The organism is Streptomyces cirratus (assembly GCF_014650775.1).
GTDB classification, from domain to species: Bacteria; Actinomycetota; Actinomycetes; order Streptomycetales; family Streptomycetaceae; genus Streptomyces; species Streptomyces cirratus.
In genome coordinates this window covers 269,478-295,804 of record NZ_BMVP01000005.1, presented here as the reverse complement: position 1 = coordinate 295,804, position 26,327 = coordinate 269,478, and the positions used below count along the sequence as shown (strand labels likewise).

Annotated in this window: 29 protein-coding genes; 15 read left to right on the top strand and 14 right to left on the bottom strand. The window is 72.5% G+C overall.

What is annotated here, in order from left to right; translation table 11 throughout:
- Positions 1-33: 33 nt before the first annotated feature.
- Genes IE207_RS16675 through xdhC form a run of 3 tightly spaced genes read left to right on the top strand, consistent with a single transcriptional unit; the run spans position 34 to position 4,776 of the window.
- Positions 34-1,521, top strand: coding sequence for a xanthine dehydrogenase small subunit (locus IE207_RS16675; RefSeq protein ID WP_190184992.1), 1,488 nt, complete (start codon positions 34-36; stop codon positions 1,519-1,521).
- Entirely contained in the window at positions 1,518-3,965 is a 2,448-nt protein-coding gene (gene xdhB / locus IE207_RS16670; RefSeq protein ID WP_190184991.1) for a xanthine dehydrogenase molybdopterin binding subunit, read from the top strand. The genes IE207_RS16675 and xdhB overlap by 4 nt, the downstream gene beginning before the upstream one ends.
- 1 nt (position 3,966) lies before the next feature.
- Positions 3,967-4,776 (top strand): xanthine dehydrogenase accessory protein XdhC, encoded by an 810-nt coding sequence (gene xdhC, locus IE207_RS16665; RefSeq protein ID WP_190184990.1) that lies wholly within the window; start codon positions 3,967-3,969, stop codon positions 4,774-4,776.
- 222 nt (positions 4,777-4,998) lie between these two features.
- Here the strand turns inward: xdhC and IE207_RS16660 are convergent, their stop codons facing one another.
- On the bottom strand, positions 4,999-5,502 hold the full coding sequence (locus IE207_RS16660; RefSeq protein ID WP_190184989.1) for a nucleoside deaminase: 504 nt from the start codon (positions 5,500-5,502) through the stop codon (positions 4,999-5,001).
- Positions 5,503-6,129: 627 nt separating this feature from the next.
- On the opposite strand from IE207_RS16660, the gene IE207_RS16655 reads away from it, so the two are divergent.
- The gene (locus tag IE207_RS16655) at positions 6,130-7,929 is read left to right on the top strand and encodes an ABC transporter ATP-binding protein (RefSeq protein ID WP_190184988.1); all 1,800 of its coding nucleotides are present in this window, start codon (positions 6,130-6,132) and stop codon (positions 7,927-7,929) included.
- A 135-nt stretch (positions 7,930-8,064) separates the two neighbouring features.
- On the opposite strand, the gene IE207_RS16650 is transcribed toward IE207_RS16655, so the two are convergent.
- Positions 8,065-8,937 (bottom strand): helix-turn-helix transcriptional regulator, encoded by an 873-nt coding sequence (locus tag IE207_RS16650; RefSeq protein WP_373304715.1) that lies wholly within the window; start codon positions 8,935-8,937, stop codon positions 8,065-8,067.
- A gap of 89 nt (positions 8,938-9,026) precedes the next feature.
- On the opposite strand from IE207_RS16650, the gene IE207_RS16645 reads away from it, so the two are divergent.
- A complete protein-coding gene (locus IE207_RS16645; protein WP_190184987.1) occupies positions 9,027-10,445 on the top strand; it encodes an MFS transporter in 1,419 nt (472 codons plus the stop codon).
- Between the two features lie 126 nt (positions 10,446-10,571).
- A complete protein-coding gene (locus tag IE207_RS16640; RefSeq protein ID WP_190184986.1) occupies positions 10,572-10,754 on the top strand; it encodes a hypothetical protein in 183 nt (60 codons plus the stop codon).
- Positions 10,755-10,818: 64 nt separating this feature from the next.
- On the opposite strand, the gene IE207_RS16635 is transcribed toward IE207_RS16640, so the two are convergent.
- From IE207_RS16635 to IE207_RS16625, 3 genes are all read right to left on the bottom strand, one after another.
- A complete protein-coding gene (locus IE207_RS16635; RefSeq protein ID WP_190184985.1) occupies positions 10,819-11,112 on the bottom strand; it encodes a DUF3072 domain-containing protein in 294 nt (97 codons plus the stop codon).
- 85 nt (positions 11,113-11,197) lie between these two features.
- A complete protein-coding gene (locus IE207_RS16630) occupies positions 11,198-11,593 on the bottom strand; it encodes an STAS domain-containing protein (protein WP_190184984.1) in 396 nt (131 codons plus the stop codon).
- A 220-nt stretch (positions 11,594-11,813) separates the two neighbouring features.
- Entirely contained in the window at positions 11,814-12,320 is a 507-nt protein-coding gene (locus tag IE207_RS16625) for a MarR family winged helix-turn-helix transcriptional regulator (RefSeq protein WP_190184983.1), read from the bottom strand.
- A 186-nt stretch (positions 12,321-12,506) separates the two neighbouring features.
- Between IE207_RS16625 and IE207_RS16620 the strand changes: the two genes are divergently transcribed.
- On the top strand, positions 12,507-13,682 hold the full coding sequence (locus IE207_RS16620; protein ID WP_190184982.1) for a PP2C family protein-serine/threonine phosphatase: 1,176 nt from the start codon (positions 12,507-12,509) through the stop codon (positions 13,680-13,682).
- A 112-nt stretch (positions 13,683-13,794) separates the two neighbouring features.
- A complete protein-coding gene (locus tag IE207_RS16615) occupies positions 13,795-13,959 on the top strand; it encodes a hydrophobic protein (protein ID WP_190184981.1) in 165 nt (54 codons plus the stop codon).
- Positions 13,960-14,082: 123 nt separating this feature from the next.
- On the opposite strand, the gene IE207_RS16610 is transcribed toward IE207_RS16615, so the two are convergent.
- The gene (locus tag IE207_RS16610; RefSeq protein WP_190184980.1) at positions 14,083-14,304 is read right to left on the bottom strand and encodes a hypothetical protein; all 222 of its coding nucleotides are present in this window, start codon (positions 14,302-14,304) and stop codon (positions 14,083-14,085) included.
- A 182-nt stretch (positions 14,305-14,486) separates the two neighbouring features.
- Between IE207_RS16610 and IE207_RS16605 the strand changes: the two genes are divergently transcribed.
- From IE207_RS16605 to IE207_RS16595, 3 genes are read left to right on the top strand one after another with little or no spacing between them, the layout of a single operon-like run.
- Positions 14,487-15,233, top strand: coding sequence for a hypothetical protein (locus tag IE207_RS16605; RefSeq protein ID WP_190184979.1), 747 nt, complete (start codon positions 14,487-14,489; stop codon positions 15,231-15,233).
- Between the two features lie 2 nt (positions 15,234-15,235).
- The gene (locus IE207_RS16600; RefSeq protein ID WP_229873774.1) at positions 15,236-15,700 is read left to right on the top strand and encodes a phage holin family protein; all 465 of its coding nucleotides are present in this window, start codon (positions 15,236-15,238) and stop codon (positions 15,698-15,700) included.
- Positions 15,676-16,404, top strand: a complete 729-nt coding sequence (locus tag IE207_RS16595) for a DUF3618 domain-containing protein (protein WP_190184978.1) — start codon at positions 15,676-15,678, stop codon at positions 16,402-16,404. The genes IE207_RS16600 and IE207_RS16595 overlap by 25 nt, the downstream gene beginning before the upstream one ends.
- 86 nt (positions 16,405-16,490) lie before the next feature.
- On the opposite strand, the gene IE207_RS16590 is transcribed toward IE207_RS16595, so the two are convergent.
- Entirely contained in the window at positions 16,491-17,252 is a 762-nt protein-coding gene (locus IE207_RS16590) for a DUF1206 domain-containing protein (RefSeq protein WP_190185124.1), read from the bottom strand.
- Positions 17,253-17,764: 512 nt separating this feature from the next.
- Here IE207_RS16590 and IE207_RS16585 point away from each other — a divergent pair.
- Positions 17,765-18,502, top strand: a complete 738-nt coding sequence (locus IE207_RS16585; protein ID WP_190184977.1) for a restriction endonuclease — start codon at positions 17,765-17,767, stop codon at positions 18,500-18,502.
- 69 nt (positions 18,503-18,571) lie between these two features.
- Here IE207_RS16585 and IE207_RS16580 read toward each other — a convergent pair whose 3' ends face one another.
- From IE207_RS16580 to IE207_RS16560, 5 genes are all read right to left on the bottom strand, one after another.
- Positions 18,572-19,168: a DUF305 domain-containing protein gene (locus tag IE207_RS16580; protein ID WP_190184976.1), complete on the bottom strand. Its 597-nt coding sequence runs from the start codon at positions 19,166-19,168 to the stop codon at positions 18,572-18,574.
- Between the two features lie 87 nt (positions 19,169-19,255).
- Positions 19,256-19,621, bottom strand: a complete 366-nt coding sequence (locus tag IE207_RS16575; protein WP_229873773.1) for a DUF6153 family protein — start codon at positions 19,619-19,621, stop codon at positions 19,256-19,258.
- 76 nt (positions 19,622-19,697) lie between these two features.
- Positions 19,698-20,369: a DUF6445 family protein gene (locus IE207_RS16570; protein WP_190184974.1), complete on the bottom strand. Its 672-nt coding sequence runs from the start codon at positions 20,367-20,369 to the stop codon at positions 19,698-19,700.
- Positions 20,370-20,448: 79 nt separating this feature from the next.
- Positions 20,449-21,555, bottom strand: a complete 1,107-nt coding sequence (locus IE207_RS16565; RefSeq protein ID WP_190184973.1) for an NUDIX hydrolase — start codon at positions 21,553-21,555, stop codon at positions 20,449-20,451.
- A 56-nt stretch (positions 21,556-21,611) separates the two neighbouring features.
- Positions 21,612-22,235, bottom strand: coding sequence for a LysE/ArgO family amino acid transporter (locus tag IE207_RS16560; protein WP_190184972.1), 624 nt, complete (start codon positions 22,233-22,235; stop codon positions 21,612-21,614).
- Between the two features lie 69 nt (positions 22,236-22,304).
- Between IE207_RS16560 and IE207_RS16555 the strand changes: the two genes are divergently transcribed.
- From IE207_RS16555 to corA, 3 genes are all read left to right on the top strand, one after another.
- Entirely contained in the window at positions 22,305-23,234 is a 930-nt protein-coding gene (locus IE207_RS16555) for a LysR family transcriptional regulator ArgP (RefSeq protein WP_190184971.1), read from the top strand.
- 17 nt (positions 23,235-23,251) lie between these two features.
- Positions 23,252-23,644, top strand: a complete 393-nt coding sequence (locus IE207_RS16550; protein WP_190184970.1) for a TOBE domain-containing protein — start codon at positions 23,252-23,254, stop codon at positions 23,642-23,644.
- A gap of 178 nt (positions 23,645-23,822) precedes the next feature.
- Entirely contained in the window at positions 23,823-24,905 is a 1,083-nt protein-coding gene (gene corA / locus IE207_RS16545) for a magnesium/cobalt transporter CorA (RefSeq protein WP_190184969.1), read from the top strand.
- Between the two features lie 42 nt (positions 24,906-24,947).
- Here the strand turns inward: corA and IE207_RS16540 are convergent, their stop codons facing one another.
- Together IE207_RS16540 and sigK are read right to left on the bottom strand one after the other, a co-directional pair.
- Positions 24,948-25,679 carry an anti-sigma factor gene (locus tag IE207_RS16540; RefSeq protein ID WP_190184968.1) on the bottom strand — a complete coding sequence of 244 codons (732 nt, stop codon included), beginning with the start codon at positions 25,677-25,679 and terminating at the stop codon, positions 24,948-24,950.
- On the bottom strand, positions 25,676-26,200 hold the full coding sequence (gene sigK / locus IE207_RS16535) for an ECF RNA polymerase sigma factor SigK (RefSeq protein WP_229873786.1): 525 nt from the start codon (positions 26,198-26,200) through the stop codon (positions 25,676-25,678). The genes IE207_RS16540 and sigK overlap by 4 nt, the downstream gene beginning before the upstream one ends.
- Between the last annotated feature and the right edge of the window lie 127 nt (positions 26,201-26,327).

Here is a 26,327-nt window from a genome sequence, read left to right as displayed (position 1 = left end):
CCGATCGATCGCGTGCCGAAATGAGGACGTGCCATGGTAGCGGCGCGTATCACGGTCAACGGGAAAGAAACCCCGATTTCCCCGGCTGCACCCCACACCACGGTGCTGGATTTCCTGCGCGAGCGTGGCCTCACCGGCACGAAGGAGGGCTGCGCCGAGGGTGAGTGCGGCGCCTGTTCGGTCCTGGTGGCCCGTCCCGGCGTGAACAAGCCGACCGACTGGGTGGCGGTCAACGCCTGCCTGGTCCCGGCCGCGGCGCTCGACGGCCAGGAGATCATCACCTCCGAGGGTCTGGCCACCGTCGGTGAATCCGGCGCGCCCGCCACCTTGCACCCGGTGCAGGAGGAGATGGCGGTCCGTGGCGGCTCCCAGTGCGGGTACTGCACGCCGGGCTTCATCTGCAGCATGGCCGCCGAGTACTACCGGCCGGACCGCTGTGCGCACGCGGACTCGGGCTCTGACTCGGACTCGGGCTCGGACGACAGCACCGACCACGAGCACGGTCCGAACGGTTTCGACCTGCACGCGCTGAGCGGGAACCTGTGCCGCTGCACCGGTTACCGCCCGATCCGCGACGCGGCGTACGCCGTCGGCGAGCCCACCGACGAGGACCCGCTGGCGCAGCGCCGCGAGCAGTCCCCGCCGGCACCGGTCGCCACCGAGTACACCCAGGACGGCGCGACGTTCCTGCGCAAGGACACCCTGGCCGAAACGCTCCAGCTGCTGCGCGAGCGGCCGGACGCGGTGGTGGTCGCCGGCTCCACCGACTACGGCGTCGAGGTCAACATCCGCTCCCGGCGGGCGGAGTGCGTCGTCGCCATCGACCGGCTGCCCGAACTCCGGGAGCTGCGCGTCGAAGCCGACCACATCGAGATCGGCGCGGCGGTGACGCTCACCGAGATCGAACGCCGCCTCGACGGCGACGTCCCGCTGCTGGCCGAGCTGTTCCCGCAGTTCGCCTCCCGGCTCATCCGCAACAGCGGCACCCTTGGCGGCAACCTGGGTACCGGCTCCCCGATCGGTGACAGCCCGCCGGTGCTGCTCGCGCTGGAGGCGTCGCTGGTGCTCGCCGACGCCGACGGCGAGCGCGTGGTCCCGTTGGCGGAGTACTTCACCGGCTACCGGCAGAGCGTGCGCCGTCCCGACGAGCTGATCCGCGCGGTGCGCATCCCGCTGCCGCTGTCGCCGGTCGTGGCCTTCCACAAGATCGCCAAGCGTCGCTTCGACGACATCTCCAGCGTGGCGATCGCTTTCGCCCTCGACATCGAGGGCGGGATCGTCCGCAAGGCACGCATCGGTCTGGGCGGCGTGGCCGCCACCCCGATCCGCGCACTCGCCACCGAGGCGGCCCTGGAGGGCAAGCCGTGGTCGGCGGAGACCGTCGAGGCCGCGGCCCGCGTGCTGCGGGGCGAGGGCACGCCGATGAGCGATCACCGCGCCAGCGCCATCTACCGTTCCGCGATGCTCGGCCAGAGCCTGCTGAAGCTGCACGCGCAAACCACCGAGGCGGTGTCGTCATGAGCCATTTGTCCGAGCGTCCCGAGAAGCCCGTAGTCGGCGTCTCCATGCCGCACGAGAGTGCGTTCCTGCACGTCACCGGTACGGCGCTCTACACCGACGACCTGGTGTACCGCACCAAGGACGCGCTGCACGCCTACCCGGTCCAGGTCATGAAGACCCGGGGCAAGATCACCGCGCTGCGCACCGAGCCGGCGCTCGCCGTGCCCGGTGTGGTCCGCGTGCTGACCGTGGCCGACGTGCCCGGCGTCAACGACGCCGGCATGAAGCACGACGAGCCGCTGTTCCCCGACGAGGTCATGTTCCACGGCCACGCGGTCGCCTGGGTGCTCGGCGAGACCCTGGAGGCGGCCCGGCTCGGTGCGGCGGCCGTCGAGGTGGAGCTCGACGAGCTGCCTTCCGTGATCACGCTCAAGGAAGCGATCGAGGCCGAGAGCTTCCACGGCGCCCGGCCCGTGATGGAGACCGGCGACATCGACGCCGGCTTCGCCGACTCCGCGCACGTGTTCACCGGCGAGTTCCAGTTCTCCGACCAGGAGCACTTCTACCTGGAGACGCACGCCGCGCTGGCCTACATCGACGAGGCCGAGCAGGTATTCATCCAGAGCAGCACCCAGCACCCCTCGGAGACCCAGGAGATCGTCGCGCACGTCCTCGGTCTGCACAGCCACGAGGTGACCGTGCAGTGCCTGCGGATGGGCGGTGGCTTCGGCGGCAAGGAGATGCAGCCGCACGGCTTCGCGGCCATCGCCGCGCTCGGTGCCAAGCTGACCGGCCGGCCGGTCCGGGTGCGGCTCAACCGCACCCAGGACCTGACCATGTCGGGCAAGCGGCACGGGTTCCACGCCGAGTGGAAGATCGGCTTCGACGCCGACGGCCGCATCCAGGCGCTGGACGCCACGCTGACCGCGGACGGCGGCTGGAGCCTGGACCTGTCCGAGCCGGTGTGCGCCCGCGCGCTGTGTCACATCGACAACACGTACTGGATCCCCAACGCGCGGGTCGCCGGTCGCATCGCCAAGACCAACAAGGTCTCCAACACGGCCTTCCGCGGCTTCGGCGGACCGCAGGGCATGCTGGTGATCGAGGACATCCTGGGCCGGGTCGCGCCGCTGCTCGGCCTGGACGCGATGGAGCTGCGCAAGCGCAACTTCTACCAGCCGGGTCTCGGTCAGTCGACGCCGTACGGCCAGCCGGTCCCGCAGGCGGAACGGATCGCCGCCGTCTGGGAGCAGGTCGAGAACAACGGCGGCATCGCCGACCGCAAGCGCGAGATCGCCGCCTTCAACGCGGCGCACCCGCACACCAAGCGGGCGCTGGCGATCACCGGCATCAAGTTCGGCATCTCGTTCAACCTCACGGCCTTCAACCAGGCCGGCGCGCTGGTGCTGATCTACAAGGACGGTTCCGTCCTGATCAACCACGGCGGCACCGAGATGGGCCAGGGCCTGCACACCAAGATGCTGCAGGTGGCGGCGACCACGCTGGGTATCCCGCTGCACAAGGTGCGGCTGGCCCCCACGCGTACCGACAAGGTCCCCAACACCTCGGCCACTGCCGCCAGTTCCGGGGCGGACCTCAACGGTGGCGCGGTCAAGAACGCCTGTGAGCAGCTGCGCGCGCGGCTGCTGCAGGTGGCCGCCAGCCAGCTGGGTTCGAACGCCTCGGACGTGCGCATCGTCGAGGGCGTCGCGCGCACCCTGGGCAGCGACAAGGAGCTGGCCTGGGACGACCTGGTGCGCACCGCGTACTTCCAGCGGGTTCAGCTGTCGGCGTCCGGCTACTACCGGACCGAGGGTCTGCACTGGGACGCGAAGACGTTCCGGGGCTCGCCGTTCAAGTACTTCTCGTACGGCGCCGCCGCGGCCGAGGTCGAGGTGGACGGCTTCACCGGCAAGTACCGCATCCGGCGCGTGGACATCGTGCACGACGTCGGCGACAGCCTCTCCCCGATGATCGACATCGGTCAGGTCGAGGGTGGTTTCGTACAGGGCGCGGGCTGGCTGACGCTGGAGGACATGCGCTGGGACGTCAGTGACGGCCCGAACCGCGGCCGGCTGCTGACCCAGGCGGCGAGCACGTACAAGCTGCCGAGCTTCTCGGAGATGCCCGAGGAGTTCAACGTCACGCTGATGGAGAACGCCCACGAAGAGGGCGCGGTGTTCGGGTCCAAGGCAGTGGGCGAGCCTCCCCTGATGCTGGCGTTCTGCGTGCGCGAAGCGCTGCGGCAGGCCGCTGCCGCGTTCGGTCCGAGCGGGGTCAGCGTCGAGCTGGCCGCGCCCGCGACGCCGGAGGCGGTGTACTGGGCCATCGAGACGGCTCGCCAGGCCGATGCCTCCGCGGACGGTGACGCCCGCGAGGGGTCTGCCGTCGACGGCTACGTCGCGGGCGGTCACGCCGCGGGCGGCAGGGTCCGCACCGACGCGACCGCGTTGAGCGGTGCCTGACATGACGTGGGTCGCTGCGGTCGCACGGTTGCGGGCACGCCGGGAGTCCGGCGTGCTGGTGACCGTCGCGACCGTCCGCGGCCATGCCCCGCGCGACGCCGGCGCGAAACTGGTGGTGGGGCAGAGTGAGACGTGGGGTTCGGTCGGCGGTGGCAATGTGGAGGCCGTCGCGATCGATCGGTCCAGGGCGATGATCGCCGCGGGCAAGGCCGAGCCGGAGCTGATCGATTTCGCCCTGAACGACAAGGTGACCAACCAGCACGGCGTGCAGTGCTGCGGCGGCACGGTCTCGGTACTGCTCGAACCCCTGCCGGTGGTGAGGGCGGTCGCCGTGTTCGGCGTGGGCCACGTCGGGCTGGAACTGGCGCGCATCCTGGCGCGTCAGGACCTCGACCTCCATCTGATCGACACCCGCTCGGACATGCTCACCAAGGAGCGGCTCGACGTACTGGCGGACTCGGTGGCGCAGGTGCACGTGCACCACACGCCGCTGCTGCCCGAGGAGGTGCTGGAGGAGCTGCCGCGCGGCACCCACGTCCTGATCATGACCCATGATCACGCCGAGGACGCCGCTCTGTGCGACGCCGCCCTGCGCACCCCCCAGCTCGGCTCCATCGGGCTGATCGGGTCGGCGGCCAAGTGGGTGAGGTTCCGCAAGCGCCTCGCCACCGAGGGCGGTCACGACGAGGCCACCATCGACCGGATCAAGACGCCGATCGGGCTGGCGGACATCACCGGCAAGGAACCCGCGACGATCGCGGTGAGCGTCGCCGCCGATCTGCTGCGCAGCTTCGAAAGCGAAGACGACTGACCGTCCGCCCGGACCGGCCGACCGTCCACCCGGACCGACAAGGGTGCCCCCGCACGTGTGCGTCTACTCGCACGACTGCGGGGGCACCCTTTTTCGGCTGCCTGCCGTGGCCCTGGACGCCCGCCGCCGGCGTTGCGGGGCGGCGGAGATCCCTTCCGGCCAAACGAACTCGCCCTGTCCTGGCCGCACGCGCGGGCCGGGACAGGGCGGTGAACCGGGTTTTCAGTAGTCGATGCGGTCGGACTTGGCGAGCCACGCCTCGAACGGCGCCGTACGGTTCGGCATGTCCACTCGCTCGATCTCCATCGGCCACAGCTCCGCGGGCCGCTTCTCGAGCAGGTCGTAGAACTTGCGGTCGTCGAAACCGGCCACCGCGGCGTCATCACGGTCAGCGGCGAAGATGATCCGGTCGACTCGCGCCCACAGTGCGGAGGACAGACACATCGGGCACGGCTCGCACGAGGTGACCAGGACACAGCCTTCGAGCGAGAAGGTGCCCAGCGCCTGGCACGCGGCACGGATCGCGGTCACCTCGCCGTGCGCCGTCGGATCCAGATGCGAGGTGACGTTGTTGTTCCCGATCGCAACGATTTCGCCATCCTTGGCGATCAATGCGCCGAACGGACCGCCGCCGTTCTCCACACTGTTGGTGGCAAGGCCGATGGCCTCGTCCATCCAGGTGCGCTCGAGCTCCTGGATGCTCTTTTCTTGAGTGTGCGCGGTCATGGTCTCTCCTTTGTCGCAGACTGTGGGGGTTCCCCGGGCGGGCCCGGGGTTACAAGTGGGGATTGGCGATTCCGCCTCAAGATCAGCTCGGTCAGCGACACCCGCGGGAGATCGGCGCGGGTGGGCGCCGACCATCTGCCGTCCCGGTGAGACCGGGCCGGCCACCGCGGGCGGGAGAAGTCTCGGTGATCATCAGGAAGCCCCCCACTGTCCCCTCCGAAGCCTCGTTCACGTGCTGTTAATGCGGAATAGCGCAAGTACATCCGGCGGGCCCTGTCGGCGAAAGTCACCGAACCCCTAAAGGACTTGGCTGGTCAGCTGGCCCCTCTTGTAGAGTCATACGAAAGGTGGTCTTCCGTCCTGCCCCGGGGTGCCCCGGGGGTACCCGTGTGCCGTGCGGCCGACCTTCCGTTGCAAACCCTTCACACCCGCACAGGCGCGGGACCGGGCGGTGGTCCCGGAGAGCGGGACCAGGGCGGGTCCGGCGGGCGCGCGGTGGGCGCGTACGGCGCACGGGGCGCACTGTGGCGCACGGCGGCGGGCGGCGGGGAAAAGACTTGGACGGCCCGGGCGTCCTTGCAGGACACTGCGACTCCTGGCCGTCGGTCCCACAAAGCAGGGTTTGACATGGCATCGCACGAATTACCCGAAGGTACACCGGGCACGGGCGCAACGCTCCTCGCCCTCCGCTATTACGGACGGGAGCTGGCCCGCCTCAAGTGGCTGACCGCACCCGCGATGCTGCTCCCCGCGCTGGGCAACATCGGCATCAACTACATCGCGCCGCTGGTCGTCGCGAAGCTCATCGGCCGCATCGCGGGGGACACCCGCCCCGGCATCCGCGCGATGCTGCCCTACGTCCTCGGCTTCGCCGTGACCTTGCTGCTCGCCGAGGCCCTGTGGCGCATCGGACTGCACTGCCTGAACCGTCTCGACGCCCGCGGCATCGAGCGCCTCTACGTGATCGGCATGGACGAGCTGTTCGCCAAGGACGCGGCCTTTTTCCACGACAACTTCGCCGGGTCCCTGACCAAGCGGGTCCTGAGCTTCGCCTCCCGCTTCGAGGAGCTCGTCGACACGCTCACCTTCTCCGTCGTGGGCAGCTTCGTACCGCTGGCCTTCGGATCCGTGGTGCTGTGGCACTACGAGCCACTGCTCGTGGTCATCCTGCTGGTGATGATCGCACTGACGGCATTGGGGGTGGCGCCCCTGATCCGTCGCCGCCAGTCGCTCGTCAGGGAGCGGGAGGAAGCGATCGCGCGGGTCTCGGGCCACGTCGCGGACAGCCTGATGAACATCGACACGATCCGGGCGTTCGGCGCCGAGGAACGCGAGGCCGCCGAGCACCGCTCGCGGGTCGCCGAGTCGCGGCGGCTCACGCTGCGCTCGTGGGACTACGGCAACCTGCGCATCGACACGCTGGTCGCGCCGATGTCCGTGGTGACCAACGCGCTCGGTCTGCTCCTCGCCGTCGCACTCGCCGGTGAGGGCCACGGCGTGGAGGCGGTCGTGGTCGCCTTCACCTACTACTCCAACGCGACGCGGATCATGTTCGAGTTCAACCAGATCTACCGTCGCCTGGAGAGCTCGATGACGGAGGCCGCCCAGTTCACCGAACTGCTGCTGGTGCCGCCGACCGTCCTCGACCCGCCGCGCCCCGAGCCGCTGCTGTCCGGGGCCGGCTCCGACGTGCGCTTCGAGAAGGTGACCTTCACCCACGCGGGAGCGCGCCCGCTCTTCGAGGGCCTCGACCTGACCGTCCCCGGCGGGTCGAAGATCGGCCTCGTGGGCCGGTCCGGCGGGGGCAAGACCACGCTCACCCGCCTGCTGCTGCGCATGACGGACATCGACGCCGGCCGCATCCTCATCGGGGGACAGGACATCAGCAGGCTCTGCCAGGCCGACCTGCGGAGCCTGATCGCCTACGTGCCGCAGGACCCGGCGATGTTCCACCGCACGCTGCGGGAGAACATCGCTTTCGCCCGGCCGGACGCCACGGACGCGGAAATCCGCCGCGCGGCGCAGGCGGCGCACGTCACGGAGTTCGCCGACGCGCTGCCGGAGGGGTTCGACACCATGGTGGGCGAGCGCGGTGTGAAGCTGTCCGGCGGCCAGCGCCAGCGGGTCGCCCTCGCCCGGGCGATCCTGCGCGACGCGCCGGTCCTGCTGCTCGACGAGGCGACCAGTGCCCTGGACTCCGAGAGCGAGATCCTCGTCCAGGACGCGCTGTGGCGGCTCATGGAGGGACGCACGGCGCTCGTCGTGGCCCACCGCCTCAGCACGGTCGCCACCATGGACCGGCTCGTCGTCCTGGACCGCGGCCGGATCATCGAGCAGGGCACCCACGACGAACTGCGTGCCGCGGACGGCGCCTACGCGAAGCTGTGGCAGCACCAGTCGGGCGGCTTCCTCGAAGACACGGTCTGAGACGCCGCCGGGTGGCCGAGGAGAGCCCGCACGGCGCGGGCTCCAGCCGGTGCCGGAGCGGCTGCCGCCCTTCCGGAAGGGCGAGCCCTTCGCCTCGGCCACCGGACCGGCGGCCGGCCGCGAGCGGGACGGAGCTCAGCCGGCGAGCGGGTACATCGAACCCCGCCGGCCTTCCGGCGAGCTCAGCCACTCCAGCCTCTCCGCCGTGCCGGTGCCCGGCAGCGGGGTGTGCAGCACGATCGCCAGGTCGGGCCGGGCCGGGACCCGCAGCTGGGTCGACTCGAACCGGAGCGTGCCCACGACCGGGTGCTCCAGTTCCTTCTGCAGCTGACCGCCGGGCCGGATGTCGCGCCGCTCCCACAGCGCGGCGAACTCCGGGCTCAGCTCCCGGGCCTGCTCGACGACCGCACGGAACCCGTCGTCGTCGGGGAACTCCCAGCACGCCGCCCGGAACTGGGCGACCACCACTGCGGCGATCTTCTCCCATTGCCGGGCCCGCGCCTTGTACACGGGGTCGGTGAAGAACGAGACCAGGCAGTTCTGCACGATGTCCGGGCGCATGCCGAGCACCGTCGACGCCGCGTCGTTGTACAGCACTATGTTCCAGTACGCGTCCATGATGTGTGCGGGGAACGGCATCCACGTGTCGATCAGCCGTTTCAGCCCGTCGCACATGTCCTGGTCGCCCGGCGCCACCGCCAGGGCGGGCGGGTTCAGTCCCGCGAGCACGTACAAGTGCCGGCGCTCGACGCTGGTCAGCTTCAAGACCCTGCTGACGGAGTCCAGTACCTGGGGTGACACGGTGATGTCGCGGCCCTGCTCCAGCCACTGGTACCAGGACACCCCGACTCCCGCGAGCACCGCGACCTCCTCGCGGCGCAGGCCCGGCGTGCGGCGCCGGCCCCCGCCGGCCGGCAGACCGGCGTCCGCCGGGCTGACCTTGGCCCGCCTGCTCATCAGGAACTCCCGCAGCTCGCCACGGCGGTGATGCCCGGTCGGTGTAGCCACTCGTTCCCCCTGTCGGCTGCCTGGTGGTGACACCAACAGGATAAGTTCCCACTCTCCACGGGCATTCCCCGGCCACCAGGGTGGTGGCCATGGCGATCGATACCCAAGTGACTACCACCGGGCCGCAGTCGGCGGCCCCCCGCGAGGACCGGCTGGGCGGCCGGGCGAAGCTCGTCCTCTTCGTGCTCTGCGCCGCCCAGTTCATGGTGGCCCTCGACTTCTCCGTACTGAACGTGGCCCTGCCGGTCCTCGGCAAGGACCTGGGCCTGAGCCGGTCCGCCCTCCAGTGGGCGGTCACCGCCTTCGCCCTGCCCTCCGGCGGCTTCCTGCTCCTCTTCGGCCGCATCGCCGACCTCTACGGGCGCAAGAAGCTGTTCCTGGCCGGTCTCGTCCTCTTCGGCGCGGCCTCCCTGCTGGCCTCGACGGCCTGGGATCCGGCGTCCTTCCTGACCGGGCGGGCCCTCCAGGGCCTCGGGGCGGCGGTCATCGTGCCCACCGGCATGTCCCTGCTCACCACCACGTTTCCCGAGGGCCCGCTGCGCGACAAGGCGCTCGGCATCTCCGGCACCCTGCTGTCCCTCGGATTCACCGTCGGCATGGTCCTCGGCGGCGTCATGACCGACACCCTCGGCTGGCGCTCCACGATGGGGCTGCTGGCCGCCACCGCGGTGATCGTGCTCGCGCTGGCCCCCGGACTGCTGCCCGAATCGCGCACCCCCGACCGGCCCCGGCTGGACGTACCGGGCGCCGTCACCGTCACCCTCGGCCTGCTCGCACTGATCTACTCCCTGTCGACGGCGGCGCAGCGCGGCTTCGGCGAAGCGGACGTGTGGGGCACGCTGGTCGTCGCCGTGGCCCTGCTCGTCGCGTTCGTCGCGGTCGAGTCGAAGTCGCCCGCCCCGCTGGTGTCACTGCCGATGCTGGGGCGGCGCACGGTGGCCTGGGGCAACTTCGGCGGTCTGGTCTCCTTCTCCATGATGTCCACGGTCGTGTTCGTCCTGACGCTCTACCTCCAGGAGACCCTCGGCCTGTCCTCCCTGCGCACGGGCCTGGTGTTCGGGGCCCAGGGCGTCGCCTCCGCCGTCGCCGGCTCGTACGCACCGAAGGTGATCGGCCGGCTCGGAGCACGGCGCACCCTGATCGGCTCGCTGCTCGGCCAGGGCGTCTTCACCGCGGCGCTGCTGACGGTGGGCGCGCAGTCGGGAGCGGTCGTGGCGACCCTCGCAGTGTCGGTGGCCAGCATGTTCCACCTCGGCTCGATCATCTCGTACGGGGTGATCGCCACGAGCGGTGTCCCGGACGAGGAACAGGGCCTGGCGACCGGCCTGGTCACCACCACGCAGCAGGTCGGCATCACCATCGGGATCCCGCTCCTCGGTGTCCTCGCGACCACGCGGGCCTCGCTCTTGGAGGGGGTGCACTCGGTCCTGCTGATCGACACGGTGATCATGATCGCCGCGGCGGCTCTGGTCGCGATCGGCCTCGGGCGTACGGGCAAGGCGTCCTGAGCGGGCTCCCGGCGCGCATCCGCCGGCGGCCCCCCCCGCGGGGGACGGAGCCGCCTCGACCTGCGGGACGCGGGGTGCGGCGCCATCATGGGGGAGATCCCACCCCAGCTTCGTCAGGAGCCTGTCGTGTTCGAACGCCAGCCCCGTCAGGACCGCCCCGAACTCCCCGCCGCCACGGCCGACGCCACCCGAAGCGCGGTCGCCATGGCCGGGGAGGCCCGTCGGCGCTACCTCGCTGCCGGGGACTACTGGTTCAACGAGGAAGGCGCCGACGGCCGCCACGAGTGCCACGGCCGCCCGGGCCACTGATCGAGGGGCCGCCGGCGGGAGGAACCGCCACGCACGGCGCAAGGCCGCGGGGACGGCGTCCCGGTCAGGGGCTCTCGGTATCTCCGGGCCGGGTGGCCGCCCCGTCGGCGGGCGTGGCGGGCACGGACCCCTGTGGAGCGGCCGTCCGGGGCGAGGCCTGCTGGAGGCGGTCGATCAGCTGTGAGGCCTCGGCCTTGGTGAGCTTCCCGGGCACGTCCTCGCCCGCTTCCCGAGCCAGGGTGTGCAGGTAGCTCAGCTGTGGGCCGGTGGCCGGCTCGTCGCCGGTCACCCAGTCGGCGACGTCCTTGTCGGGCTGCTGTTCGTTCGGGTTCGGTTCGTTCGGTGTCACGTCGGTCATGACCCCCCACTACCCGCTCCCGGCCGCCCCATTTCCGGCGGCGGGCCATCTCCTGTGACGGGAGGGGCCCTCAGGGGCCCTCGGGTCAGGGGAGGTACGTGACCTTGGGGACGGGGTCCGGCTGGGGCCGGGCCGCCGGGCGGCGGCCGATCGCGAAGTGGGCGTCCAGGCCGGTGAGCCGGAGCAGCCGGATCACCCGGGGGCCGGGGTCGACGAGGCTGAGCCGGTCCGGCCCGATGCGCAGACGAGCCCGCAGCAGGGTGTTGACCAGGGTTGAACCGCCGAAGTCCACGTCCCTCAGGTTCAGCAGGACGGGCAGGGGCAGACGGGCAGAAGAAGCCGCTTCCAGACTGCGTCGCAGGGGTTCCACGGTATCGACGTCGACCTCTCCACTGACCGTGATGATCCAGGCGTTCTCGGTCCGGACCGTGGTCACGCTCAACAGGTCGTTGCCCAGGTGATGAATTCGAGTCGTCGGCACAGATGGCCTCTCATTGGCTGCGCGAGGCCGGCCTCGTGGTCGTCACTCGCTTCGGGTTCTGCGGCGGTTCCACCTCGACGGCGGACAGCCGCAGTTCCGGCCTTGATGCACGACCAGGCTGCCCACGCTAGCGATATAGTTTCCACATGGCAACAATCGCTGGTGGGGGCGTGCGTACCGGGAGCCCCGATTCCGGGACCGGTGCGCGGCGGGGTTCCGCTCAGGCAGTTTCCGCTACGGCGGCCGGGGAGCCGGGATCGCGACGGGGGAAGCCCGTGCGGGCCCCGGCGGCGTCCTCGAAGGCCGCGAGCCCGTTGGCGAGGGCGGCCAGCTGCACGGGAGACATCGTGGCGAGCACGTCGGTCACCTCGCTCCGGCGGAAGGCGCGGATCTGATCGAGCGTGTCCCGCCCGGCCCGGGTGAGGTGCAGTTCGATCTCACGCGCGCTGTGGGCACTCGCCGTCCGGCGCAACAGCCCCACGGCTTCCAGGCGGTCGCACAGACGGCTCACCGCCGAAGGGCGGGAGCCCAACGCCTCGCCCAGCGCCCGCAGGTTGGTGCCCTGGTTCCCTTCGACGACGAAGAGGGCGCGCAGCTGGGACGGCGGGATCGCTCCGGTAGCCGCCGCTTCCTGGCCGCGAGCCCACAGCACGTCGAGCAGCTGCGAGACCGTACTGAGGGCGTGCGCGGTCGCCAGGTGATCGGGGGGCGGGCCGGACGCGGGCATTGGCCTACTGTGTCATCCCGCACCCTGTCCTAGCCATCCCGGCAGCTCCCGGCCGTCGCCCGAGCCGCCGCACACCCGGTCTTGCCCGATATGCCCCTACGCTCCGACGCGGGTCCTGCAACCGCCGTGACCTCCGACCGCTGTGACCCCCGACCGCCGTGATTCCCAAGAGAGCCTGACCCGACGATGACGAACTTCCTGGCTGTCGAGCGCGCCCTGCGTGCAGCCGCCCCGCATGCACTGATCGAGGTGGCACGCTCCGCCCTCGCCACCCACTACGGGGCGCATGGCGTGGAACTGCTGATGGCCGACTACAGCCTCGCCACCCTGCACCCCGTCACCGCCGTGCCCCGGAGCGCCGCCGCGCTGTCCGTCCACACCACCGTCGCGGGGCGGGCCTTCGGAAGTCAGGAGCCCTGCCAGGAGGACGCCGGGCCGGGCGTGCTCGTCCTGCACCTGCCCGTGACCGTGCGCGGGGACCGGCTCGGCATCCTCTCGGTGTCCCTGCCCGGCGAGTTCGCCACCCCCGAGACCCGGAACGACCTCGCGGAGATCGCCGGCCTGCTCGGCCACGAGATCCTCGTCGCACAGCGCGACACCGACATCTACCTCCAGGCCCGTCGCGTGAGCCGGCTCACCCTGGCCGCGGAGATGCAGTGGCAGTTGCTGCCGGCCCGGGCCTGCTCACGGGCCGAGTACTCCATCGGCGCCCAGCTGGAGCCCGCCTACGCCATCCACGGGGACAACTTCGACTGGGCCAGTACGGCGGAGAACCTCACCCTCACCATCACCAACGGCATGGGTGAAGGCATCCACGCGGCCCTGCTGACCAACCTCGCGGTCAATGCCCTGCGCAACGCCCGGCGCGCCGGGGTCGGCATCGCGGACCAGGCCGCCCTGGCCGACCAGGCCCTGTACGCCGCCCACCGCGGCGAAGCGCACGTCTCCACCCTCCTGCTCTCCTTCGAACTGGCGACGGGCAGGGTCCAGGTCGTCGACGCCGGCTCCCCGCAGCTGTGGCGCCACCGGGACAAGGCGGTCGAGCGCATCCCCTTCGAGGCGCAGTTCCCCCTCGGCATGTTCGACCAGTCGGAGTACGCGGTGCAGGAATTTCGCGTCCTGCCGGGCGACCGCCTGGTCTTCGTCAGCGACGGGGTCTACGCCGCCTCCTCGCCCGGCGGCGAACCGTACGAGGAGCAAGCGCTGGCCCGGGCGATCGCCTCCGCCGGTCTGCTGCCCGCGGCTGACGTCCCGGCCGCCGTGCTGCGTGCGCTCGGGGACTACCGCGACGCCGACGCGGACGACGACGCGCTGGTGGTCTGCCTCGACTGGCACGGCCGCGGCGCCCTGTCCACGGGCTGAGGCCCGAGCCGGTGAACCGATCATAAGAATCGCATAAGAGCGTGCATGGACGGTGCCTCCGAGGGAAGACGCCGAGTCCCTGGCCGCCCGCGCCAGCCGGAGGGTGATGAATATGGTGCCGCTGCTTCTCGTTCTTCTGCTCGTGCTGATCCTTTTCGGCGCCGGGTTCGCCGTCAAGATCCTCTGGTGGATCGCGCTGGCGGTCCTGGTGATCTGGCTGATCGGCTTCGTGGCCCGGCCGCGTGGTGGCGGTGGCGGCCGCTGGTACCGCTGGTAGCGCGTGAACGTGCTGCCGGACCGAGGGCCCGTCCCAAGGGGCGGGCCCCTTCCATGTCCGGTCCGCCCTGCTGCTCCTCCGCCCTGCTCCTCCTCCGCGCTGCTGCGGGCGCCGGTGAGCGGACTACCACTCCGGATGCACCTCGTAACTGTCGTACCGGACGCCGCTCGCGCTGACCCACGGCCGCAGGCGGCCCGGGCCGCTGTCGGTGTGGGAGTACGACACGGACTCCCCGGTGTCATCCGTGACGATCACGGCCCCGGCTCGCTGTGCGCTGCGCAGGGCGTGCGTCCAGTGGCGCCCGCGCCTGCCCGTGCGGTAGTCGGGGATCTTGCAGTCGGCCATCACCGATCACGCACCCCTCCGCGTTCGTATGCGGTTGCTGAACGGTTCTGTTACCCGTTTCGGCGCGGATTCCACCCGTGATGCCATATGTCCATTTTGCCGTTTTTGGGGTTTGTTGTGGCCGGGCGGGTACGCGCCGGAGAGAGGAACCGATCGATTGCTTGGACTTACGAGGAGGAGCCTTGACTGACATCCAGGACACAGGCCGCCGACCGCAGAGCACGTCGGCGGCGGTGGCGCGAACGGCCCAGGACGCGCTGGGGGACAGCGCCGCGATGGTCGGCGACAAGGCGACCGACGTGGCCCAGACCGCCAAGGAGCAGACGGCGAACGTCGTCGGCGAGGCCACCAGCCAGGCCAGGGACCTCATCGGCGAGTTCAAGGGCCAACTCCAGGACCAGGCAGGGTCCCAGACCCGCCGGCTCGCCCAGAACGTGCGACGGCTCTCGGACGAGCTGCGCGAGATGAGCGAGAGCGGCACGGCCGGTTCACCGGCGGCCGGGCTGGTCGGCCGGGTGGCGGAAGGCGGCCGGCAGGTCGCGGACCGCATGGAACGGCGGGGCCCGGAGGGCCTGGTCGACGACCTCCAGGACTTCGCCCGGCGCCGCCCCGGCGTGTTCCTCGCCGGCGCCGCACTGGCGGGCTTCGCCGCTGCGCGCGTGGCCCACGGGCTCAGTGCCCCGGCGCCCTCCGGCACCGCCGCCCCGGCTGCGGAACGCGGTCGGCCCGCCGCCGGCCCGCCCGGTACCGAGGGCACGGGCCCGCCGCCGGGCGCGGGCCGAGGGGCCTACGCGGATCCGCTCGACACCTACGGACAGTCGCAGCCCCCGCACGTGACCCCGGCCCCGCAGGGCGCACCCGCTCCGCCGGCGCACCCGCCGGGCTCCGGGCCGGGAACCGGCGGCGCCGTCCCGACGGAAGGGGGCTGACCGTGGCCATCACAGCCCACGAACGACCGCCGGCCCCGTCGGCGGCGCCCCGGTGGACCGCGGCGGGCCCGCGGGCCGCCGAGCCGCAGACCGAACCGTCGATCGGTGACCTGATCGGCGAGATCGGCGCCGACCTGGCGCACTTGGTCCGCGACGAGATCGAACTGGCGAAAGCCGAGATCAAGCAGGAGTCGACGAAGGCGGGCAAGGCCGCCGGGATGCTGGGCGGCGCGGGCTACGCCGGACACCTGGCCCTGCTGCTGGGCAGCCTGACGATCGTCTTCGCCCTGGCCCACGTGATGGACATCGCCTGGGCGGCGCTGATCGTCACGGCCGTCTGGGCTGTGGCCGGCGCCGTCCTCTTCGTCAACGGACGCGCCCAGCTGCGCACCGTCAACCTCAAGCCGGAACAGACCGTGGAAGCGGTGAAGGAGGACGTCCGATGGGCACGACACCCGATCAGTTGAGAACCGATGTGGAGTACAGGCGTGCCCACCTGGCGCGCAACGTCGATCTGCTCGCCGACAAGATGACCCCGCGCCGGATGGCGCAGCGGCGGGTCAGCTCGATGCGTCGGGGGCTGACCGGTGCGAAGGAGCGCGTGATGGGCACGGCGCACGAGAGCGCACAGGGCCTCGCCGAAGGCACCGGCCAGGCGGCGGAGAACATGGCGGACACCGCCCGCGAGGCCGTGGGCGACATGGCGGAGACCCTCCAGCAGGCACCCGAGCGGGCCAAGCGGCAGACGCAGGGCAGTCCGCTGGCCGCAGGCCTCATCGCCTTCGGGGCCGGTCTGCTGGCAGGAGGCCTGCTGCCGGCCACCGAGGCGGAGGAGCGGGCCGGCCGTCAGCTGCGGGAGCACGGTCAGGAGCTGCTGGAGCCGGTCAAGCAGACGGTGATGGAGGCGGCACAGGACGTCGGGGACGAGCTCCGCGGACCCGCCGCCGAGGCGGTGGAGTCCGTCAAGTCCGCCGCGCAGGAAGCCGTTTCCACCACCCAGGAGCAAGTCAAGGACGCGGGAGCCGAGACGGCCGAGGGGCTGCGCCGGACCGGCCGGGAGACCGCCGACCAGGCCAAGGCCGCGACGGGCGGCGACGCCGGCGGCTCGCCCGGTGGCGCGGCACCCGATGAGGGCCGCGGCGCGGAAGGAAGCCCGGGATACATGACCTGAGCCGCCCGGGAACCGGCGCCCCGAACGTCCGTGTCCCCCGGCCGGACCGGCCGGGGGACACGGACGCAGCAGCGGATCCCTCGCGGTCAGACCTCCCGCCACCGGGCCATCGCCCAGGAGAACACCCCGAAGAGCATCAGCCCGATGGCCACGGCCACCAGCAGCCACGGCCCGGCCGGGGTCTGCGTCAGCGTGCGCAAGGTGTCGTCCAGGCCCTTCGCCTTCGCTGGGTCGTAGCGCACGGCGGCGTGCACGGCGAAACCGCCCGCCGCGGCGAAGACCGTACCGCGTGCCACGCCGCCGGCCACGCCGAGCACCTCGACGGCCCGGCGCCCCTGCGGGGAGAGGCCGCCCAGGTTCATGTGCTTGCGGAACTTGCGCTGAACCGCCCGGACGGCGATGACGACACCACCGATGACCAGGGCCGCGCCGACCGCACCGACCAGCCACTGGCCGCCGGGCCATCCGAGGACCTTCGCGGTCACGTCCTGCGACTGCTCGTCGCTGGACCGGGTGCCGCCCGAGCCGGCCGCGAAGGACAGGACGGAGTAGGCGCCGACGGCGTAGAACACGGCGCGTGCCGCCGAGGCCAACCGCTTCGTGGCCGCGTCGCCCTTGGGACCGGCGGCGCCGAAGACCGCCTCGGACAGCCGCCACAGCATCATGCAGACCAGGCCGATGCCGACGGCCCAGACGAGGAAGGGGCCCAGCGGCTTCCCGGCCAGCTCCTGCAAGGCACCCTGCCGGTCCGCTTCCCGCCCGCCGCTCGTGCCGAGGCCGACGCGCACGGCCAGCAGCCCGGTCAGTACGTAGAGCACGCCCCGGGTCACCAGTCCGCTGCGCGCCATGAATTCGCGTGCGGTGCCGCCACGGGAGACGGCGCGCACCCCTTCGTCCGCCACCGTGGCGCTCACCGGCCCGGACCTCGCTCCGCGGGGCTCCCGACGTTCCACTCTGTCTGCCACATCCCTCAACCTTCCCCGTACGGTCGGTTCATGCGTGCGTCTTCGGGTTCGTGCGGGCAGCGGAAACGGCCGCACCGGCCCGTCGGGCGGGGAGGTACGGCCGCGGATCGTGCCGGTACGGGCGCTGCCGGTATTCGGTGCTGCCGGTGCTGCCGGGGTATGGGGGCCCGCACACGGACCCGGGGGGAGGGGGTGCCGTGTGCGGGCGCCGATCCCGATAGGCCGCCACACCGCTCGAAGCGCCGGCCCACCGACATCAAGGCGTATGGCCCCGATCCGGGGACGTAAACACCGTCCATCCAGATTCTTCGACCGGCCGCTTCAGCCGCTTCAACGCCGCTCGCCCGGGGCAGACGCCAGCAACGATCTTGCACAGACAGGGGGGCGATGCGCCGATGACCATTCCGACCGAGCAGATACCCGGGCCGATGGGGGTGGCGGCGGCCGGGCGCAGACCGCGCTTCAGTCTGCGCGCAACCGCGTTGTGGTTCGCCGCCGTCGCCCTGCTGCTGTGCGGCGCCGCCTTCGCCGTGCGGATCCTGGCCGGGGCCGCCGCCGCGCACCCGGTCGCGGCCGCCCTCGCGGTAGCGGCCTGCGCCCCGGCGGCGTGGAGCTGCGCCCGCGCGGGGCGCCGGGTCCGCCTGCGCCGCACGGCGCGGCGCGCGGCGCGGGCGCTGGAATGCGCGACGGCGGAGATCGCGGCGGCGGAGCCGGAGCCGGTGCCGGTCGCGCCCGCGGCGGCTGCCGAATGGGTGGACTACGACGCGCTCGACGCAGACGCGTTCGAGGGGGCGGTCGCCGAGTTGTGCGAACGCGACGGCTGCCGGGACGTGCGGGTCGTCGGGGGCGCGGGGGACCTGGGCGCCGACATCGTCGCCACCGCGCCCGACGGGCGGCGCGTCGTCATCCAGTGCAAGCGCTACTGCGCCACCAACAAGGTCGGGTCTCAGGACCTGCAGCGCTTCGGCGGCACCTGCTACGCCGTCCACGAGGCGGAGGTGGCCGCGGTCGTGACCACGAGCGACTTCACGACCCCCGCCGCCGAGTACGCCGAACAGTGCGGCATCCTCTGCTTCGACCGCCAGGCCCTCCACGCCTGGTCCGCCTCGACCGGCCCGGCCCCCTGGAGCTAGTTCGGCCCCACCCGCTCGGGCGTGGGGCCGTCCGGCCGCCTCTGGGGAGGTGGCCGGACGGGGGGAGGGTCAGAGGCGGGCGAGGATCTTGTTCAGCTGCTCGACCTCCGCCGACTGGTTCTTGACGACCTCGTCGGCCAGCCTCTTCGCCGTGGGGTTCCGGCCGTCCTTCTGTTCGGCGCGGGCCATCTCGATTGCCCCGTTGTGGTGGGCGATCATCAGGCGGGCGAACTTCTTGTCGAAGCCATTGCCCTTGGCGGCGTCCAGGTCCTGCATGTCCTGGTCGGACATCATCCCGGACATGCCGGATCCCTCGTGCGCGCCCGAGCCGTGGTTCATGCCGGGCATGGCGCCGCCCGATTCCGGCTTCCCCCAGGCGGCGAGCCAGGACTTCATGGTGCGGATCTCGGGGTCCTGCGCCGAGCGGATCGCTGCCGCGAGCGTCTTGACCTCGGGATCCGCGGCCCGGCCGTCGGCCAGCGCGGCCATGTCCACGGCCTGCTGGTGGTGGGGGATCATTTGCTGCGCGAACGTGACGTCCGCCGCGCCGAACGCCGGCCGGGAGGTGGTCGGGGCGGCGCCACCACCCCCGCAGGCGGCGAGGAGCAGCCCGGCGGCGGTCGCGGTGACGGACAGGGAGATACGGCGGAGGGTGGTGCCGTTCATGGTGGAACCTCGTGGTGTCTGATCTTGCGGATGGTGGACGAACGGGGTCCCGCGGGCAGCGTGGAGCAGCCCGCGGCGGCGTTCGGCCTATATGCGCAGGACCGACAGGAGGGCGAGGTCGGGTGCCCGTGGCGGCGGGCGGGGGACCGGACGGGGCATCGCACCCGCGCCCGGCCGCGCCGGCCGCCCCGTACTGCGGCGCAGGGCAACGCCCAGCAGCACGAGGAGCACCACGGCGCCCAGCACGGCCACGCAGAGGGAGGGCATGTCCGTCTTCATGCCCGGGGCGTGAGGCGCCGTCCGGGCCGCGCCGTCCGGAGCGGCGTGCACCATCGCGGTCGGCGCGTGGGCGGGGGGATGGGCGGACGGGCTGTCGGGGTGGCCGACCGTGTGCATCACGAAGACCCCGAGCGCGAGCACGACGACGAGCAGCAGATGCGCCCAGGCACCCACCGCCCGCCCATTCCGGCTCGCGTTCACACTCCCGACCTCCGCGCCCGACGATACCGCCGCGGCTCCGGGCGAGGGGTCAGGCCATCCAGAAGAAGACCGCCGTCATGCGCTTCTCCTCCAGGGTGGTGCCGCAGTATCCGGTGGCCGTGTGGATCAGGTTGGCCGAGTAGAGCAGGAGGCGGTTGGCCTTGTGGGGGACGCGGACGTCCTCGACGAAGGAGTCGGGGGACACGAAGCGGGTGCCGAGGGCGTCCACGAGGTTGTTGTGCGGCGCCGCCACCTGGTTGCCGCCGAGGCTGCCGCCCGCCAGCTGCTGGCGGTAGAAGCTCGTGCCGTAGTCCTTGGGGACCAGCGGGTTGAGGTAGAGCACGGCCGCGTAACGGCACAGGGTGCGGGAGTCCGTGTGGGGGCGCGGCTCGCACTCGCCCGCGCCGACGACCTGGACGCAGTTGTGGTTGAACGTGCCGCCCCCCGCGGGTTTTTCCGCCCAGATCTTCGGAGCGCCGGTCGCCTTGCGCACCAGGCGTTCTACGTGGGCCAGTTCGGCCGGCTCCAGCGCGGGCATCGTGCGCAGCCCCGGCCAGGTTTCCGGCTTGTGGGGGTAGCCCTCCGTCCAGTCGTCCCTGGCCAGGCAGCGCTGCCGGACGGCGTCCGGGTCCGGCAGGACGTCGTCGAGTATCCAGTAGTCGCGGCCGCGGGTCGGCTTGCGGTACGGGAGGACGGGGAGGGGTGGGGGTCGTAGAGACATGGACCGGAACGTAGTTGGCGCTCCGACGGGGCTCACCAGGGTAGGGGTCAACGTTCGGTCAAGGGTTCTTCATGGCCTCTCATGTTCCTTCGTACGGGCGCCCCGCGTGCAGTTCCAGGGGGCCGGTGCCCTCCGCCAGGGCCGTCAGGCACGCCTCGATCTGGCGGCGCAGAAGGGGCTTGACCAGGGCACGCAACTCGCCCGGGGACGCGGTGCGCCAGCCCAGCAGCTCGCTCGACGGCAGGCGGATCGCGCCGAGTTCGGCCGGGCCGAGCACGCCGCCGTCGTAGAGGAACCGGATCCGCGCCGGACGCCCTTCCCGGTGTGCCCAGTTGACGGCGAGCAGCCGCCCGGGGGAGCGGGACAGGCCGGTCTCCTCCCGCACCTCGCGGGCGGCGGCGGCCCTCGGGGTCTCCCCGAGGTCGCTGTCGACCCCGCCGCCGGGGAGGATCCAGCGGCCCGGCTTGCCGTAGGCCGGGCTCACCAGCAGGATCCCGCCGTCCCGGTCGGTGAACAGAACGCTCGCCGCGGTGACGGCTTTCGGGCGCGCCGCGCGGTGACCGGCGGCGTCGAAGGCGCCCGCGTGCTCCAGTTCGGCCCGGCGGGCGGGGTCGATGCCGGCGGGTGATCCGGGTTGGGCGACCCCGTCCACCAAGTGCGCGAAGGAACCGGCGTGGAGGGCGGCCAGGCCGGCGCGCAGCCGCTGGGCGGCAGGGTCCGGGAGGCGTTCGCCGGCTTCCTCGGGCGTCAGCCAGTGCGCCCCGGTGATCCCGCCGTCCGTGGAGGCGACCCCGGAGACCGCGGAGACCACGGAGACGGAGGAGACGGAGGCGGCCGAGGCGGCCGGGCCGGGAGCGAGCGGCCCGACGAGGTGGACGTGCACGACGAGGGACCGCCCCGGTGCGCCGGGCGGGCAGGAGTCGACGGCGAGCAGCCGGCCGGTCGGCACGGTCAGGCCGAGTTCCTCGCGCATCAGGCGCGCCAGGCCCTCTTCCGGTGTCTCCGCGTCCGTCACGGCGCCGCCGGGCAGCGTGGGTCCATGGGCGGTGGTCAGTACGAGGACCCGCCCGCGGGTGTCCATGACGATCCCGGTCGCGACGACGAGCGGGGCGGGCGGGGCGGGCCGGGCGGCGGCGTGGTACGCCTGCGCCCCGCCATCGGGGGAGGGGCGATCGCGGTCCGGCACTCGGTCTCCTCGGTCGGGGGAGGACCATTGTGGTCGCCCTGCCCCCCGCGTGGCGGTCAGGCGCGGGCCAGCAGCATGCCGCCCATCGTCACCATCGTGGCCGCGACGAGCCCGTCCAGGGCCCGCCAGGCCGCGGGACGGGCCAGGAACCCGCTCAGCAGGCGGGCGCCGTAGCCCAGGGTGGTGAACCACGTCAGGCTGGCCAGCGCGGCGCCGATGCCGAAGGCCCACCGCAGGTCGCCGCGGTCGGCGGCGAGGGAACCCAGCAGCAGGACGGTGTCCAGGTACACGTGCGGGTTCAGCCAGGTCATGGCCAGGCAGGTCAGCACGGCCCGGCGGGCGGAACCGGCCGCGGCGCCTTCCGTGCTGAGGGCGGCGCCCGGGACGGGCCGCAGCACCCGGCGGGCCGCGAGGACCCCGTAGCAGATCAGGAAGGCGCCGCCGGCGAAGCCGACGACGGTGAGCGCGGCGGGCCAGGCGTTGACGAAGGCGCCGACGCCCGCGACGCCGAGGACGATGAGGACCAGGTCGGACACGGCGCAGATGGCCACGACCGGGAGGACGGCGTGCCGGCGCGCGCCCTGGCGCAGCACGAAGGCGTTCTGTGCGCCGATGGCGACGATGAGGGAAAGGCCGGTGCCGAAGCCCGCCAGGGCCGCTGTGGTGATGCCGTGTGTCATGTGTCCGACCGTAGGGCGCGCCGCCTATGCAGTACAGCTAAAGATTTTTACGTAGCATTAGCGCTCGTGATGGACGAGCTTCCTCTGGAACAGGTACGGACGCTGCTCGCGGTCGTGGACGAGGGCACCTTCGACGCGGCGGCGGCCGCCTTGCACGTGACGCCCTCCGCCGTCAGCCAGCGCGTCAAGGCGCTGGAGCAGCGCACGGGCCGGGTACTGCTGATGCGGACCAAGCCCGTACGGGCCACGGAGTCCGGGCAGGTGGTGGTGCGCTTCGCGCGCCAGCTGGCCCGGCTGGAGCGCGACGCCCGGTCCGAGCTGGGCATGGGCATGGCCGACGGGCGGGGTCCGGTGCGGCTGCCGGTGGCGGTCAACGCCGACTCGCTGGCCACCTGGTTCCTGCCGGCCCTGACGCGGGTGCCGCAGGACCCGCCGGTCTGCTTCGAGCTGCACCGCGAGGACGAAGGGCACACGACGGCCCTGCTGCGGGAGGGGCAGGTGATGGCGGCGGTGACCTCCTCGCCCGACCCGGTTGCGGGCTGCACGGTTCGGGCGCTGGGCCTTGCGCGGTACCTGCCGGTGGCGAGCCCCGCTTTCGTGGCCCGCCACCTGGCCGGGCCCCGCTCCCTGGCCGACCGGCTGCGCGGGGCGCCGGCGATCGTGTTCGACCGCCGGGACGAACTGCAGGACAGATTCCTGCGGTCGCTCGCGGGCGCGCAGGAGGCCCCGGCCGGCGCGGTCCGGCACCACGTGCCGACCTCGGAGGGGTTCCGAGACGCGGTGGCGGCCGGGCTCGGCTGGGGGATGGTGCCGCAGCCGCAGGCCGAGCCCCTGCTGGCGGCGGGGGAGCTGGTCCTGCTGGCACCGCGACGGCCGCTGGACGTGCCGCTGTACTGGCAGCAGTGGAAGCTGGACTCGCCCGCGCTCGCGGCCGTCGCGACGGTGATCGCCCGGGCGGCGGCCGAGGCGCTCCTGCCTGCGGACGGGCGCATCACCTGACCCCATAGGGTGGCCCCATGGACTCCTACACGATCGGCCAGGCGGCCCGGCTGCTCGGTGTGAGCGTCGACACGGCACGCCGATGGGCCGACGCCGAACGGTTCCCGACCCGGCGGGACGGGCTCCGGCGGATGGTCGACGGGCCCGACCTGGCGGCCTTCTGCGTGGAGCTGGCGCGGGAGGGGGCCGAGGGCGACGAGGTCCCGTACACCTCGGCGCGCAACGCCTTCCCGGGGATCGTCACCGCCGTGAAGCTCGGCATCGTGGACGCGCAGGTCGAGATCCAGGCCGGGCCGCACCGCGTGGTGTCCCTGCTGACGCGGGAAGCGGTGGAGGAGCTCGGCCTCGAGGTCGGCGCGCGGGCCGTCGCCCGCGTCAAGTCGACCAGCGTCTTCATCGACCGCGCCTGACGTGGCCCGGACCGGCTATCCGGCCCGGACCGGCTATGCGGCCGGGACCGGCTGACGCGAGGGCGGCCCGGCAGCGCGCCCGACGGCCCGGACTGCGGCCCCGAGGTGCGCCGTGGGGCGTGTGGGGCGGCGGTGGCAGACTGGCCGCTGATCCGCCGAAGGGAAGTACCCGTTGTCCATGTTCAGCAGCCTGCGCCAGGTCGTGCGCCGCGGCTACCGCCGGGCCGTCGACCTCAGCCACCCGGCCCGTTCCCCGCTCGGCAGCGCGGTCGTCAACTGCGTGGTCTACCGCGACGGAGTCCGCCAGGACGGCTGTGCCGACGCCGAGGAGGCGCTGCGCTGGGTCCGCAAGGCCGGCGACGCCTTCGTCTGGATCGGCCTGCACGAGCCGTCCGTAGAGGAACTGGCCGGGCTGGCCGCCCTGTTCGGGCTGCACCCCCTCGCGGTCGAGGACGCCGTCAACGCACACCAGCGACCCAAGGTGGAGCGCTACGACGACACCCTCTTCGCCGTGTTCAAGACGGTCCGCTACGTCGAGCACGAGGAACTGACCGCGACCAGCGAGGTCGTCGAGACCGGTGAGCTGATGGCGTTCACCGGCGAGGACTTCGTCATCACCATCCGGCACGGCGGGCAGGGCACCCTCGGGCCCGTCCGCGAGGCACTCGAAGCCGCACCGGAGCAACTCGCCAAGGGTCCGGCCGCCGTCCTGCACGCGATGGCCGACCACGTCGTGGACGACTACGTGGCCGTCACGGACGCCGTACAGAGCGACATGGACGCCGTCGAGACGGCCGTGTTCAGCGAGAACGGCGCCCGCGGCGACGCCGGCCGGATCTACCAGCTCAAGCGCGAACTGCTCGAACTGCGCCGGGCGGTGGCGCCGCTGGGCCGGCCGCTCCAGCTCCTCGCCACCCAGCCGATACCGGTCATCCCGCCCGACGTCCGCGCCTACTTCCGCGACGTGGCCGACCACCTCACCCGCGCCACCGAGCAGATCAACTCCTACGACTCCCTCCTCGACTCGATCCTCCAGGCCCACCTCGCGCAGGTGACCGTCGCCCAGAACGAGGACATGCGCAAGATCACGGCCTGGGCGGCGATCGTCGCCGTACCGACCATGGTCTGCGGCGTCTACGGCATGAACTTCGACCACATGCCCGAGCTGCACTGGACGTACGGCTATCCGGCCGTCCTCGTCGTCATGGCGCTCGCCTGCTACGTCATCCACCGCGGCTTCCGGCGCAACGGCTGGCTCTGAGCCGCGCCCCGGCCGCCCGGGAAGGCGCGCGCGGGGCGCCGGTCAGCGGCCCGGGGCGGCGGCCAGGCCCAGCAGCACCAGCGGCTGCGACGTCGGCCGGGCCGAGCCGCCCGCCGGCTCCAGGGTGAGGCCGACCGCCGTGGCCCGGCCCACGGGGCCGCTCATGAGGGTGCTGCCGTCGCCCGCGACGAGACCGGCCGGGCGCATCACCCCGCCGTCCGCGAACCACAGCTGGTACGTCTGGCCCGCCGGGGCGGACGGCAGCCCGGAGCCCAGGAACGCCGCCCGGTCCCGCGCCGCGCTGACCACCACGGCCGCCCTCGCGCCGGACGCCGACCGGCCGGTCACCGTACGGGCGTCGGGGGCGGTGAGCACCCCGGTCAGCTCCCGCAGGTCGTGCACGGCGCGGGCCGCCTCAAGGGCCTGCTCCCGTTGCCACAGCGCCGCGCCGCCCAGCGCCAGCGTCGTGGCCAGGCACGCCGCGAGGGCCAGCGGGAGCGCCCGTCTGCGCAGGGCCACGATGCCCCGCCGGGCCGGGGGCTGCTGGCGCACGGTGTCGATGCGGGCCAGCACCTCGGCGCGCATCGCGGGCGGCGGCGCCAGGGCGACCGCCGAGCCCAGCCGGGCCGCCGTGGCGGTGAACTCCCGTACCTCCTGCGTACACAGCGGGCAGGAGGGCAGGTGGCGCACGAACGCCTCCCGTTCCGCGGGGTCCAGTGCGTCCAGGGCGTAGGCGCCGGACAGCGCGTGCAACTGGTCGGCGCCGCCGCTCATGCGGTGACCCCCATGCAGTCCCGCAACCGGATGAGCCCGTCGCGCAGCCGTGTCTTGACCGTGGGGAGCGGCGTGCTCAGGGTCTCGGCGACCTCGCGGTAGGTGAGTCCGCCGTAGTACGCCAGATGGACGGCCTGCCGCTGGAGTTCGGTCAGCCCGCGCACGCAGCGCCGTACCTGCTCGCTCTCCAGCCGGATCTCCACCCGCTCGCTCACCTCGTCGTAGGCGCGCGTGTGCTCCCGCGCGGCGTTGTCCTGCTCGCGGGCCGTCGCCGCCTGCGCCGAGCGGACCCGGTCCACCGCCCGGCGGTGGGCGATGGTCATCACCCAGGTCATGACGCTGCCCTTGTCGGGACGGTAGCGCGGAGCCTGGCGCCAGACCTCGATCAGCACCTCCTGGGTGACCTCCTCGGACTGCGCGCGGTCGCGCAGGACCCTGACGACGATCCCGTGCACGGGGCCGGCGATCACCTCGTAGAGCTCCGCGAAGGCGTCCTGGTCGCCACGGGCGATCAGGCCCATCAGGGCGGGGAGGTCGGGGCCGGAGGGTTCCCGGGGCGTGCCGAAGGTCACCGGTTGCTGCCGCACGCCGGCCTCCTTCGCCGGCCGGGGCGGCCGTTTCGCGTACAGGTCATGGCGGTCGTCCTCC

What these genes read in the sequence shown, in the direction of transcription:
- IE207_RS16675 (WP_190184992.1), top strand. Translation starts at nt 34, where the DNA reads ATGGTAGCGGCGCGTATCACGGTCAACGGGAAAGAAACCCCGATTTCC.
- xdhB (WP_190184991.1), top strand. Translation starts at nt 1,518, where the DNA reads ATGAGCCATTTGTCCGAGCGTCCCGAGAAGCCCGTAGTCGGCGTCTCC.
- xdhC (WP_190184990.1), top strand. Translation starts at nt 3,967, where the DNA reads ATGACGTGGGTCGCTGCGGTCGCACGGTTGCGGGCACGCCGGGAGTCC.
- IE207_RS16660 (WP_190184989.1), bottom strand. Translation starts at nt 5,502, where the DNA reads ATGACCGCGCACACTCAAGAAAAGAGCATCCAGGAGCTCGAGCGCACC.
- IE207_RS16655 (WP_190184988.1), top strand. Translation starts at nt 6,130, where the DNA reads ATGGCATCGCACGAATTACCCGAAGGTACACCGGGCACGGGCGCAACG.
- IE207_RS16645 (WP_190184987.1), top strand. Translation starts at nt 9,027, where the DNA reads ATGGCGATCGATACCCAAGTGACTACCACCGGGCCGCAGTCGGCGGCC.
- IE207_RS16635 (WP_190184985.1), bottom strand. Translation starts at nt 11,112, where the DNA reads ATGACCGACGTGACACCGAACGAACCGAACCCGAACGAACAGCAGCCC.
- IE207_RS16625 (WP_190184983.1), bottom strand. Translation starts at nt 12,320, where the DNA reads ATGCCCGCGTCCGGCCCGCCCCCCGATCACCTGGCGACCGCGCACGCC.
- IE207_RS16620 (WP_190184982.1), top strand. Translation starts at nt 12,507, where the DNA reads ATGACGAACTTCCTGGCTGTCGAGCGCGCCCTGCGTGCAGCCGCCCCG.
- IE207_RS16615 (WP_190184981.1), top strand. Translation starts at nt 13,795, where the DNA reads ATGGTGCCGCTGCTTCTCGTTCTTCTGCTCGTGCTGATCCTTTTCGGC.
- IE207_RS16610 (WP_190184980.1), bottom strand. Translation starts at nt 14,304, where the DNA reads ATGGCCGACTGCAAGATCCCCGACTACCGCACGGGCAGGCGCGGGCGC.
- IE207_RS16595 (WP_190184978.1), top strand. Translation starts at nt 15,676, where the DNA reads ATGGGCACGACACCCGATCAGTTGAGAACCGATGTGGAGTACAGGCGT.
- IE207_RS16590 (WP_190185124.1), bottom strand. Translation starts at nt 17,252, where the DNA reads ATGGCGCGCAGCGGACTGGTGACCCGGGGCGTGCTCTACGTACTGACC.
- IE207_RS16585 (WP_190184977.1), top strand. Translation starts at nt 17,765, where the DNA reads ATGACCATTCCGACCGAGCAGATACCCGGGCCGATGGGGGTGGCGGCG.
- IE207_RS16580 (WP_190184976.1), bottom strand. Translation starts at nt 19,168, where the DNA reads ATGAACGGCACCACCCTCCGCCGTATCTCCCTGTCCGTCACCGCGACC.
- IE207_RS16570 (WP_190184974.1), bottom strand. Translation starts at nt 20,369, where the DNA reads ATGTCTCTACGACCCCCACCCCTCCCCGTCCTCCCGTACCGCAAGCCG.
- IE207_RS16560 (WP_190184972.1), bottom strand. Translation starts at nt 22,235, where the DNA reads ATGACACACGGCATCACCACAGCGGCCCTGGCGGGCTTCGGCACCGGC.
- IE207_RS16555 (WP_190184971.1), top strand. Translation starts at nt 22,305, where the DNA reads ATGGACGAGCTTCCTCTGGAACAGGTACGGACGCTGCTCGCGGTCGTG.
- IE207_RS16550 (WP_190184970.1), top strand. Translation starts at nt 23,252, where the DNA reads ATGGACTCCTACACGATCGGCCAGGCGGCCCGGCTGCTCGGTGTGAGC.
- corA (WP_190184969.1), top strand. Translation starts at nt 23,823, where the DNA reads ATGTTCAGCAGCCTGCGCCAGGTCGTGCGCCGCGGCTACCGCCGGGCC.
- IE207_RS16540 (WP_190184968.1), bottom strand. Translation starts at nt 25,679, where the DNA reads ATGAGCGGCGGCGCCGACCAGTTGCACGCGCTGTCCGGCGCCTACGCC.
- sigK (WP_229873786.1), bottom strand. Translation starts at nt 26,200, where the DNA reads ATGGGCCTGATCGCCCGTGGCGACCAGGACGCCTTCGCGGAGCTCTAC.